This window comes from Bradyrhizobium sp. CCBAU 11357 (genome assembly GCF_028128865.1).
Taxonomy (GTDB): Bacteria; Pseudomonadota; Alphaproteobacteria; order Rhizobiales; family Xanthobacteraceae; genus Bradyrhizobium.
Map to the genome: position 1 here is coordinate 39530 of NZ_LBJW01000113.1, position 11343 is coordinate 50872.

Below are 11343 nucleotides of genomic sequence, written 5' to 3' on the forward strand. Positions count from 1 at the left end.
GATCACGTCACCTGACGTCGCTCGACCGCTGCACAAAACTGCAACGAGAGAACGCGACGCCCTCATTGGCCTGCCACCTGTTGCAGGGTGTTGAAGCGCGCCTTCTGCTCGCTGCTCAGCGTGGCATAGAATTCGTCCAGGGCGGGTTCGACCAGCTTGGCGGCCGTCAACATGGCCTCGAGCCGGTGCTGCATCGTCTCGAGCCGTCCAATAGGCGTCAGCGGCGCATCGTTCGGACAGGCCGCCTGGAGGCCCTCAACGCCCTTCGCCGTCGCTTCGCTGAGCCGATCGAGCGCCTCCTTCTGCTTACCAGCGGGGTGGAGCACGGCTTCGATCCTCTGGATCGGCAGCTGCGTCAGGCCGGACTTCGGATCGCCGCAGCCCTCGCTACTCGCCTCCTGCTGCTGCGACGAGCGCTCGCCGACATTGGGACCGAGCGCGTTGAAGCGGGCCTGCTGCTCGTCACTGAGCGAATTGTAGAAGTTCTCCAGTGCCGGTCGAACGATCTTGACGGCTTCAAGCGTAGCGCTGATGCGGTTCATCATCGCGCGCAAGCGGCCAGGGGGAGTCAGTGCATAGGTCTCCGTGCACGAGTCCTTGAACACACCGGCAGCGTTGGCCGCCGCCGTCTTCAGCTCGTCCAACAATGCGCGTTGCTCCGGCGTTGGCCGCACCGCCTTTTCGATATCGGCAAGCGGCCAGGCGGTCACGCCCTTGTCGGGTGTGGCGCACAATTGTTGAACCGTCTGCGGGCTCACGCTGGCACGCTGGCGCGCGCGGTAGCCTCCGCCGGCTTGAGGGTAGTCATACGGGCTGGTGCTGGCATAAGCGGAGTAAGGGCCGTCACCGCCCCAGAACACGGTGTCGACGAAGTCGTCATAGGCGTACGCCCAATATCCGGGCTCGTAGGCATAGGACCAGAACGTGTAGTTGAAGATGTCGGAATAGGCGTAAGGCCAGAACACGGGCCCAAGCCAAGCCACGAACGCCGCGGGATGACGGTGACGCCAGGCCTGTCGGGGAGCCCAGCCGCTTTGACGAGTGAGGAGAGCCGCCTGGGCTTGCGCAGGGGCCTGGTCGCGGAAGCGCTCCGCAAACCGGCCGCGCTGGGCGGCCTGCACTGCGGCCACCGTCGCCGCGGCCGCGCCGGCCGGAGCCTGCAATCCAAGCCGCTGCTGGCGCGCCAGGTCAATTTGCTGCGCGCGCTGCTCTCGGCCAAGCAAACGGTTCTGCGCCTGGAGCGTCCGTTGCTGCTCGCGCAACGCTCGCACGCCTTCCGGCTTTTGCGACTGCAATTGCTGCACGCGCTGCTGCAGGCGTTCGATGCGGGCCTGGCGTTCCGTCGTCTGGCGCGTCAGCATGTCGCGCTGCCGCTGCTCGACGTGCTGCGAGCGCTGTTGGACACGTTGCTCGCGCTCAAGAAGACGGCTCTGCGACTGCAGCAACCGCTGCTGCTGCTGTCGCGCCCTTGCGTCTTCCGGCTTCTGCGATTGCAATTGCTGCACGCGCTGCTGCAAGCGGTCGATGCGGTCTTGGCGTTCCGCGGATTGGCGCGAAAGCATCTGGCGCGGCGGTCCCGATCGCTCGCTCACGGCCGGGGGTGCACTTGGGCGCGAAGGGGTGGCGATATGCGGCGTCGGCCGCGGCGCCATGGCCGGACGTTGCGGCGCTGCCGGCGGGCGCTGGAACTCGCGCCGCGGTGCCGCCACCTGCGGGGCGGCTCGCGGGGCACTGAATTGTGGGCTCGGGCGCGGTGGCGGTGATGCGATGTGCGGCGCCGGACGTGGCGCCATTGCCGGCCGCTGCGCGGAAGGGGGATGGAATGCCGGCGCGGCGGGACGCGCCATGGCTGGCGGCGCCGCCGGACGCGCCATGGCTGGCGGTGCCGCCGGACGCGCCATGGCTGGCGGTGCCGCCGGACGAGCCATGGCCGGTGGTGCTGCCGGGCGGGCCATGGCCGGCGGTGCTGATGGTGGCGCTGCGGCTGGCCCTGGTGGTCCACCCCGTCCGTGTCCCAAGGGGCCCTGGGCCGACGCGCTCGCCGTCAGCATCGAGACGCCAACCAAAACAGCCGTCAGGCAAACGCCACGCGGAAGCATGATCCTCGCTCCCAGCTCGTAATCGCCCACGACATTTCAACGCACGGCCGCCGGAATCGTTCGTTGCTGGCCACTGCCGGCATTGCGATCTTCCGACGCAGGCAGCCTCAAGAGAGATCCTGCGTCAGGGTGGTGGCGAGCCGCTCCAGCGCCCAGTCGACCTGGTCGCTTGTGATCACCAGCGGCGGGGCGATCCGGATCGTATGCTCATGGGTATCCTTGGCGAGGATGCCCTTGGCCTGGAGCGCCTCGCAGTAGCGGCGTGCCCGCCCGGCCTCGGGATGAAGCTCGACCGCCAGCATCAAGCCGCGCCCGCGTACCTCGCGGATCGCATTGGCACGGATGTCCTTCAAGCCGCTCAGAAAGCGTTCGCCTTGCCTCGCCGCGTTATCGATCATGCCTTCCTCGACCAGCACGCGCATCGCCGCGCGGGCCACCGCGCAGGCAAGCGGGTTGCCGCCGAAGGTCGAGCCGTGCTGCCCGGGCCTCAATGTCCCGAGCACTTCGTTGTTCGAGAGCACGGCCGAGACCGGATAGAAGCCGCCGGACAGGGCTTTGCCGAGCAGCGTCACGTCCGCCTCTATACCCTCGTGCTGTTCGGCGAGCAGCTTGCCGGTGCGGCCGAGCCCGGTCTGGATCTCGTCGAGCACCAGCATCACATTGTTGGCGGTGCAGAGCTCCCGGACCTCGGTGAAATAGCCGGCGGGAGGAATGACGACACCGGCTTCGCCCTGGATCGGCTCGACCAGGAAGGCGACCGTATTTGGGTTGATTGCTTCCTTAAGCGCCGCGGCGTCGCCGAACGGGATGACCTTGAAGCCTGGCGCGAACGGCCCGAAGTGTCCGCGTGTCTCGGGGTCGGTTGAAAAGCCGACGATGCCCAGCGTGCGTCCGTGGAAATTGTTGGCGCAGACGATGATCTCGGCCTGGCCGTCCGGCACGCCTTTCACCTCGTAGCCCCATTTGCGGACCGACTTGATCGCGCTTTCGACGGCCTCGGCACCGCTGTTCATCGGCAGCACCTTGTGGGAGCCGGTGAGCGCCGCGACCTCCTCATAGAACAAGGCGAGCTGGTCGTTGTGGAAGGCGCGCGAGGTGAGCGTCAGCCTGTGCGCCTGTTCGACCATCGCGGCCAGGATCTTGGGGTGGCAGTGACCCTGGCTGACCGCCGAATAGGCGGACAGGCAATCGAGGTACCGGTTGCCTTCGGTATCCCAGACCCAGACACCTTCGCCGCGCGCAAGGACGACCCCGATCGGCTCGTAATTGTGGGCGCCAAAGCGTGCTTCCGTCGCAACGAAATCAATGACCGACGCGCTCATCTGCCGTCACTCCATTGCTGCGCGGCGTCAACCGACTGCATCGGCGGTCGCGCCCAAATGAATGTGGGTATCGGTTTGCCAGCTCGGAAGCCTTGATACGCCGATGGCGCGGCGCGGCCTGATAGTCCCGAAATGTCAGGTGGTTCTGCCGGGCCACAGGACGCCGTTCGGCGATCCAGGCTCTACTGTGCATGGGGTTGTTTTCGCAGTTTTTGTTGTCAAGCCCGTCAGCGAAGCGCGCAGGGCACGCTCAGGAAGCCGCGGAACCGCACCCGTCCGCCGCGCACCGGCTGGCCGGTCACGGCATAGTTCGGGAAGCGCGCCAGGAAGCGCGAGATCGCAATCGCCCCTTCCAGCCGCGCCAGCGCCATGCCGGCGCATTGATGCGCGCCGGTGGCGAAGGCGAGGTGCCGGTTCGGCGTGCGCGCGATGTCGAAACGCTCAGGGTCCGGAAACTGCGCGGGGTCGCGGTTCGCCGCGCCGATGCACAGCGTCACCGACGTGCCGGCTTCGAGCATGACGCCGCCGAGCTCGACCCTCTCGGTGGTCATGCGATTGCCGAGCTGGTTGGAGCTCTCGTAGCGCAGCATCTCCTCCACCGCGGTCTTGATCATGTCCGGGTTCTCGATCAGCCGCTGCTTCTGGTCGGGATGTCGGTCCAGCGCCACGAGCCCGTTGCCGATCAGGTTGGTGGTGGTCTCGTGGCCGGCATTGAGCAGGAAGATGCAATTGTGCAGCAGCTCCTTCTCGGTCAGCCGCTCGCCGTTCTCCTCGCCCTGGACGAGCCGCGTCAGCACGTCGCGCTCTGGATTGCCGGGCTTGGCGCGCCGGCGCGCGACCAGCGTCTGCAGGTAAGCGAGGAAGTCCGCCACCGCCTTGTTGCCGCACGTCGCAGCCTCCGTCGACACCACCGGTTCGAGTGCGCCGAGGATCGCCAGCGACCAGTCGCGCAGCGGGCCTCGCTCCTCGTGAGGCACGTCGAGCAGATTGCCGATCACCTCGATCGGAATCGAAGCGGCAAAGTCCTCGATCAGTTCGCAAGCGCCCTTGGCGGCGATGGCATCGAGCAGGCCGTCGACGAGCTTGATGAGGTCCCCCTCCATGCTCGCGATCGCGCGCGGCGACAGTGCACCCATGATCAGGCGGCGCACGCGGGTGTGGGCCGGCGGGTCGTTGAACACGAGGCTGGTGGTGTGGTGCTCGTAGAGCGGCGTGTCGCCGTATTTCGGTGCGAACTCACGCTTCTTGTCCGAGCTGAAGGATTTCGTGTTCTTGTAGGTGGTGACGAGATCGTCGTAGCGCGTCAGGAACACGGTGCCGCTGCGCAGGCGCTTGACCGGCTCGTTCTCCCGCAGTGCACGATAGGTCGGATAGGGGTTGTCGTAGAACTCCGGCGTCAGCTTCTCGAGGTCGAAGCTTGCTGCCAGCGCCTTCGCATCTGCGTTCATCCCGTTATACTCGCCGGTTAAAGCCGATATGCCGTTTTTGTTGTTCTGGTCGACGCGTGCATGCGTCTACAGTCTTTGCACCTTGCTAGCCGACCGGACAGGAAAATGCACGCACGCGCTGACGCTGCCGACACGGCGCCGAACTGGCCCGACGATATTTTCGCTATCCTGCAGCGCTTCGACGTCCGGCAGGTGCCTTACGTGCCTGACGCCGGTCATTCCAGGCTGATCCAGCGCGTGCTGGACTCCTCCACCATGCGCGGCATTGCGCTGACGACGGAGGAGGAGGGCGTGGCGCTGCTCGCCGGCGCCTGGGCGGGTGGACAGCGCGGCGTCTTGCTGATGCAGTCGAGCGGCGTCGGCAATTGCATCAACATGCTGTCGCTGATCCCGATCCTGCGCTTCCCGTTCCTGACGCTCGTGACCATGCGCGGCGAGTGGGGCGAGTTCAATCCATGGCAGGTGCCGATGGGCTCGACCACGCAAGGCGTGTTCGAGCTCTCCGGCGTCAAGGTGCTGCGCGCCTCGCACCCGGCCGAGGTGCCGGCGGTGCTGGAGGCCGCCGCAGCCCAGGCCTATAACGCGCTGACCCCCACAGCCGTCCTTCTGTCGCAGCGCCTGATCGGGGCCAAGGTTTTCACCAAATGAGCAAGGCCAATCTCCTCGACCGTCGCCAGGTCGTCTCCACGCTGCTGGCGAACCGCAAGGACGTCGTCGCGATCGGCGGTCTCGGGGCCTCGACCAACGACATGTGCGCCGCCGGCGACCACGCCCGCAACTTCTACCTCTGGGGCGGCATGGGCGGCGCCGCGATGATCGGGCTGGGTCTGGCGCTGGCGCAGCCGAAGCTGCCGGTGCTGGTCATCACCGGCGACGGCGAGATGCTGATGGGCATGGGCAGCCTCGCCACAATCGGCCTGCAAAAGCCGGCCAACCTCTCGATCGCAGTGCTCGACAACGAGGCCTATGGCGAGACCGGCGGCCAGACCAGCCACACCTCCGCGGCCGCCGACCTCGTCGGCATCGCCAGGGCTTGCGGCATTCACGACAGCCGGGCTGTCACGACCATTGCCGAAGTCGAAGCCTTCGCCAAAGCCGTCCACGACGTTTCCGCGGGTCCGCGCTTTGCCAATGTGAAGATCGACAGCGCCAGTCTGGAGCGGATTCTGCCGACCAGGGATGGGACCTACATCGTCAACCGGATCCGCGCTGACCTCGGCTTCCAGCCGATCTAGGCGGTTTGTCCATCCCCTGCCGAACTCTTGCACGCGGGCCGTGCAGGCTCGATCAATTTCCATTGATTCCACATCGCACGCAGGTTGCGATGCAACATAGTACTTGACTCCTGCGTGGGTGAGTGCTTACTCACCCAGCATGAGCTCATTGCGTATGACCAGCGACCTGAGGCGTCAATTGATCCTCGGCGCCGCAAAGCGCTGCTTTGCCCGACACGGCTATACCGGCACCACGACGAAGAGCGTGGCGGCCGCGGCTGCCATTTCCGAGGCGCTGCTGTTCAAGCATTTCCCGTCCAAGGCGGCGCTCTATGCCGAGATCCTCAGCGACGAATGCGAGGCGGATCCCGCTCTGATGGAGCTGCTCGAACGGGAGCCCTCGACCGCCACGCTGGTCGAAGTGATCCGCGGGATGGTCGAACACTTCCTCCAGATCGCCGACGGTCCCGATCAGGAAGAGGCCCAGCGCCTGCGGCTGATGGCCACGAGCCATTTGGATGATGGCGAATTCGCCCGCTTGCTCTATGCCAAGATCGAGACGCTGATCGGCGCCGTCTTCGTCGCCTCGCTCGAGCGTGCGGTTGCGAGCGGTGACGCGCGGCCCTGCGCTGGCGATCCGCTCAACCTGTTCTGGTTTGCGCATCATGCGGTGATGACCGCGGCGCTGACCAGGCTGCCGGCCACGCCCTGTCTTGCTTACGGCAGGGCGACCGACCTGGAGCGGCAGCTCTGTGAGTTTCTCCTGAGGGGTATCGGACTTAACGACGCCGCAATTGCTTCGCATCTGGGCCGCAATCAGGCCGCGGATGCCAACCAGGCGGCGATTGCAGAAAGTGCATGACATGAACATCGTGGCCGAAAACAAGATTTCGGGTCAACCGATCGACAACAAGGCTCCCAAGCGTCCGGTCCGGCCGGTACGCTGGTTCATCATCGTCGGCACGCTTCTGGCCGTGCTCGTCGGTGGGCTCGTCTGGTTCAATTCCTTCCGCGGCCAGATGATCAAGCAGTTCTTCGCCAACAACAAGCCGCCGCCGACCCCGGTCAGCGCGGCTGAGGCGAAGTCCGAGGTTGTGCCGAACCTGCTCACCGCGGTCGGCAGCCTCGTCGCCGTGCACCAGGTCGACGTCAGCGCCGACGTCAACGGCCGCGTCACCGAGATCAAGTTCGAGCCGGGCACGCGTGTCGAGGCCGGCACGCCGCTGGTGCAGCTGTTCGATGCGCCGGAGCAGGGTGACCTCGCCAATTACAAGGCGCAGGCGACCGTCGCGCAGCTGTCGCTTGATCGCGCCAAGCAGCTGGCCTCGCGCCAGTTCGGTCCGCAGGCGACCGTCGATACCGCGCAGGCGGCCTACGACCAGGCGCAGGCGGGCATCGCCAAGACCGAAGCGTTAATCTCGCAGAAGCTGGTGCGCGCGCCGTTCGCCGGCGATCTCGGCATGCGCAAGGTCGAGGTCGGTCAGTATCTCACCGCCGGCACCGCGATCGTGTCGCTGACCGATCTGTCGGAGCTGTGGGCCAACTTCACGGTGACGGAAAAGGATTCCGGCAGCCTCAAGGTCGGCCAGACCGTCCGGCTGAAGGTCGACGCCTATCCCGGCCGCACCTTCGAGGGCAAGATCACCACGATCGAGCCGCAGATCGCCACCGACACCCGCAACATCCGCGTGCAGGCGACGATCGCCAATCCGGAGAAGATCCTCAAGCCCGGCATGTTCGTGACCACGACGGTGGTGCTGCCGGAAAAGCCGGCCGTGATCACAGTGCCTGAAACGGCAGTCGATTACACGCTGTACGGCGACTCCGTGTTCGTGATCACCGAAAAGAAGGAAGAGGACGGCAAGACCAGCCTGTCGGCGGTACGAACCTTCGTGCAGACCGGCAACCGGGTCGAGGGTCGGACCGAAATCGTCAAGGGCCTGAAGGCAGGCGACAAGGTCGTCGCCGTCGGCCAGCTCAAGCTGCAATCGGGCGCGCCGGTGTCGATCTCGACTGATCCGGCCCCCCCGATCCCGACGCAGCCGCCGCGCTACTGACAACATCCTCGCGTGATCCGGCCCGGCCGGATCGCGCATCTTGAAAAAAGAAATCGAGATCGCCCGCGATGGCCTTTACCGACATTTTCATCAAACGACCGGTTCTGTCGGTTGTCGTCAGCCTGCTGATCCTGCTGATCGGCCTGCGCGCGGCGATGGTGCTGCCGATCCGGCAATATCCGAAGCTGTCGAACACGGTCATCAACATCACGACCGTCTATCCCGGCGCGTCCGCAGATCTGATCCAGGGCTTCATCACGACGCCGATCGAGCAGGCGGTCGCCTCCGCCGAGGGCGTCGACTACATCACCTCGTCCTCGGTGCTCGGCACCTCGACGATCCAGGTCTACATCAAGCTGAATTTCGATCCGAACCAGGCGCTCACCGAGGTGCTGGCGAAGACCAATTCGGTGAAGTACCTGATCCCGAAGGAATCCAACGACCCGATCGTCACCAAGACCACGGGCCAGACCACGGCCGTGATGTATCTCGGCTTCTCGTCCGAGGAACTGTCGGGTTCGGCGATATCGGACTACCTCACGCGCGTGGTGCAGCCGGTGCTTTCCACCGTCGACGGCGTCGCGTCGGCTGACATTCTCGGCGGCCAGACCTTCGCCATGCGGCTCTGGCTCGATCCTGTGAAGATGGCCGGCCGCAATGTGTCGGCTTCCGACGTTGCGACGGCGATCGCCGCCAACAACTTCCAATCCGCGGCGGGCCAGACCAAGGGCTATCTGATCGTCTCGAATATCTCGACGAACACGGACCTGACCAACGTCGATCAATTCAAGAGAATGATCGTCAAGGCGAAGGACGGCGGCTTCGTGCGGATGGAGGACATCGCCACCGTCGAGCTTGCCGCCCAGAGCACGAACGCCAGCGTCGCCTTCAACGGAGAGCACGCGATCTTCATCGGCGTTCAGGCCACGCCGCAAGGCAATCCGCTGACGCTGGTCAAGGGTGTCCGCGCGCTGTTCCCCGAGCTCGAACGCAACCTGCCGCCGTCGATGAAGATGAAGGTCGCCTACGACTCGACCAAGTTCATTCAATCTTCGATCGACGAGGTGGAGAAGACCCTGGGGGAGGCCGTGATCATCGTGATCGTGGTCATCTTCCTGTTCCTGGCCTCGCTCCGCTCGGTCATCATTCCCGTCGTCACCATCCCCCTGTCGATGATCGGTGTCTGCACCCTGATGCTGGCGTTCGGCTTCAGCTTCAATCTCTTGACGCTGCTCGCGATGGTGCTCGCGATCGGCCTCGTGGTCGACGACGCCATCGTCGTGGTTGAGAACATCCACCGCCATCTGGAGGAGGGCAAGACGCCGGTCCAGGCTTCGCTGCAAGGCGCGCGTGAGATCGTGGGTCCTGTCGTCTCGATGACGATCACGCTCGCGGCCGTGTACGCGCCGATCGGTTTCCTTGGCGGCCTCACCGGTTCGCTGTTCCGCGAATTCGCCTTCACGCTGGCAGGCTCCGTGATCGTGTCGGGCGTGATCGCGCTGACGTTGTCGCCCATGATGTGCTCGGTGCTGCTGAAGAACACCGAAGAGGGCCGCTTCGCCAAGCTCGTCAACAACGTGTTCGGCGCGATGACGCGCTGGTATGGGCGCAAGCTCGACCGCTCGTTGGACTACAAGGCCATCACTGGCCTGTTCGCGATCACGATCCTCGGGCTCGTCGGCTTCCTCTACATGCACACCTCGAAGGAGCTGGCGCCTGAGGAGGATCAGGGCATCGTGTTCGCGGTGACCAAGGCGCCGAAATACGCCAACATCGATTATCTCGATTTCTACGGCGACAAGCTCGACAAGGAATTCGAAAAATTTCCGGAGACCGATCTGCGCTTCGTCCTGAACGGCATCAACGGCCCGCAAGGTGGCATTGCCGGCATGTTGCTCAAACCCTGGGACGAGCGCAAACGCTCGTCAATCAAGTTGAAGCCGCTGGTGCAGGCCGAACTCTCCAAGATCGAGGGAGTGCAGGCATTCGCATTCAACCTGCCGCCGCTGCCGGGCGGACCTGGCGGCCTGCCGGTGCAGATGGTGATCAACTCCACCGCTGGATTCCAGGCGGTCTATGAGCAGATGGAAAAGTTGAAGGACGCCGCGCGCAAGAGCGGCATGTTCATCGTCTCCGACAGCGACTTGGCCTATAACCAGCCGAACGTTGAGGTCACGATCGACCGCACCAAGGCGCAGGACCTCGGCGTCAACATGCAGAACCTCGGCTCTACGCTCGCGGTCCTGCTGGGCGGCAACTACATCAACCGCTTCAATCTCGAGGGTCGCTCATATCAGGTCATTCCGCAGGTGCCACGCGTCAATCGGCTCTCGCCGGAAGCCCTCGGCGGCTATTACGTGACCACGAACACCGGCCAGCAGCTTCCGCTGTCGACCGTGGTCTCGATCAGGACCAAGACCGACCCGAATTCGCTGACGCATTACAATCAGCTCAATTCGGCGACGTTCTCGGCCGTGCCGATGCCCGGCGTGACCATCGGCGCTGCGGTGGATTTCCTCGAAAGCGAGGCCAAGAAGCTGCCGCAGGGCTTCAGCCACGACTATCTTGCCGATAGCAGGCAATATGTTCAGGAGGGCAATCAGCTCGCGATCACTTTCTGCTTCGCGCTGATCATCATCTTCCTGGTGCTGGCGGCGCAGTTCGAGAGCCTGCGCGACCCGCTGGTCATCATGATCTCGGTGCCGATGGCGATCGTCGGTGCTCTGATCCCACTGTTCTTCGGCGTGGCGACCATGAACATCTACACCCAGGTCGGTCTGCTCACCCTGGTCGGCCTGATCACCAAGCACGGCATCCTGATGGTGGAGTTCGCCAACGAGCTCCAGGTCAACGAGCGGCTCGACCGCCGCTCGGCCATCGAGATGTCGGCCCGCATCCGCCTGCGGCCGATCCTGATGACCACGGCGGCGATGGTGACCGGCCTGATCCCGCTGCTGACCGCGACGGGCGCGGGCGCGGCCAGCCGCTTCTCGATCGGCCTCGTGGTCGTCGCCGGCATGTCGATCGGCACGCTGTTCACGCTGTTCGTGCTGCCGGCGGTCTATGTGGTGCTGGCGACCGACCATCGCGCGGCGGCCGATTCCGAGCGGAACAAGCAGGTCAACGAGCTCGACCTCGATGCAAAGGTGCTGCGGCCGACCTGAGGCCGCTGGCAAGGCTAGTCGAAGGGCGGCAGCGGTCAT

At 64.9% G+C, this 11343-nt stretch carries 9 protein-coding genes; 6 read left to right on the top strand and 3 right to left on the bottom strand.

The window, feature by feature from the left end; translation table 11 throughout:
* Window positions 1–62: 62 nt before the first annotated feature.
* Entirely contained in the window at window positions 63–1517 is a 1455-nt protein-coding gene (locus XI05_RS36115) for a Spy/CpxP family protein refolding chaperone (protein WP_271510628.1), read from the bottom strand.
* A gap of 242 nt (window positions 1518–1759) precedes the next feature.
* On the opposite strand from XI05_RS36115, the gene XI05_RS36120 reads away from it, so the two are divergent.
* Window positions 1760–2101 carry a hypothetical protein gene (locus XI05_RS36120; protein WP_271510630.1) on the top strand — a complete coding sequence of 114 codons (342 nt, stop codon included), beginning with the start codon at window positions 1760–1762 and terminating at the stop codon, window positions 2099–2101.
* Window positions 2102–2206: 105 nt separating this feature from the next.
* Here the strand turns inward: XI05_RS36120 and rocD are convergent, their stop codons facing one another.
* Window positions 2207–3421 (bottom strand): ornithine--oxo-acid transaminase, encoded by a 1215-nt coding sequence (rocD, locus tag XI05_RS36125; protein WP_271510632.1) that lies wholly within the window; start codon window positions 3419–3421, stop codon window positions 2207–2209.
* A gap of 227 nt (window positions 3422–3648) precedes the next feature.
* Window positions 3649–4869, bottom strand: a complete 1221-nt coding sequence (locus XI05_RS36130) for a cytochrome P450 (RefSeq protein ID WP_271510634.1) — start codon at window positions 4867–4869, stop codon at window positions 3649–3651.
* Between the two features lie 105 nt (window positions 4870–4974).
* Between XI05_RS36130 and XI05_RS36135 the strand changes: the two genes are divergently transcribed.
* From XI05_RS36135 to XI05_RS36155, 5 genes are all read left to right on the top strand, one after another.
* Window positions 4975–5517: a phosphonopyruvate decarboxylase gene (locus XI05_RS36135; RefSeq protein WP_271510635.1), complete on the top strand. Its 543-nt coding sequence runs from the start codon at window positions 4975–4977 to the stop codon at window positions 5515–5517.
* Window positions 5514–6104, top strand: coding sequence for a thiamine pyrophosphate-dependent enzyme (locus tag XI05_RS36140; RefSeq protein WP_271510638.1), 591 nt, complete (start codon window positions 5514–5516; stop codon window positions 6102–6104). Before XI05_RS36135 ends, XI05_RS36140 begins: the two co-directional genes overlap by 4 nt.
* Window positions 6105–6243: 139 nt before the next feature.
* Window positions 6244–6945: a TetR/AcrR family transcriptional regulator gene (locus XI05_RS36145; RefSeq protein ID WP_172784004.1), complete on the top strand. Its 702-nt coding sequence runs from the start codon at window positions 6244–6246 to the stop codon at window positions 6943–6945.
* A gap of 1 nt (window position 6946) precedes the next feature.
* A complete protein-coding gene (locus XI05_RS36150; protein ID WP_271510640.1) occupies window positions 6947–8140 on the top strand; it encodes an efflux RND transporter periplasmic adaptor subunit in 1194 nt (397 codons plus the stop codon).
* 68 nt (window positions 8141–8208) lie between these two features.
* On the top strand, window positions 8209–11304 hold the full coding sequence (locus XI05_RS36155) for a MexW/MexI family multidrug efflux RND transporter permease subunit (protein WP_271510642.1): 3096 nt from the start codon (window positions 8209–8211) through the stop codon (window positions 11302–11304).
* Window positions 11305–11343 lie beyond the last annotated feature (39 nt).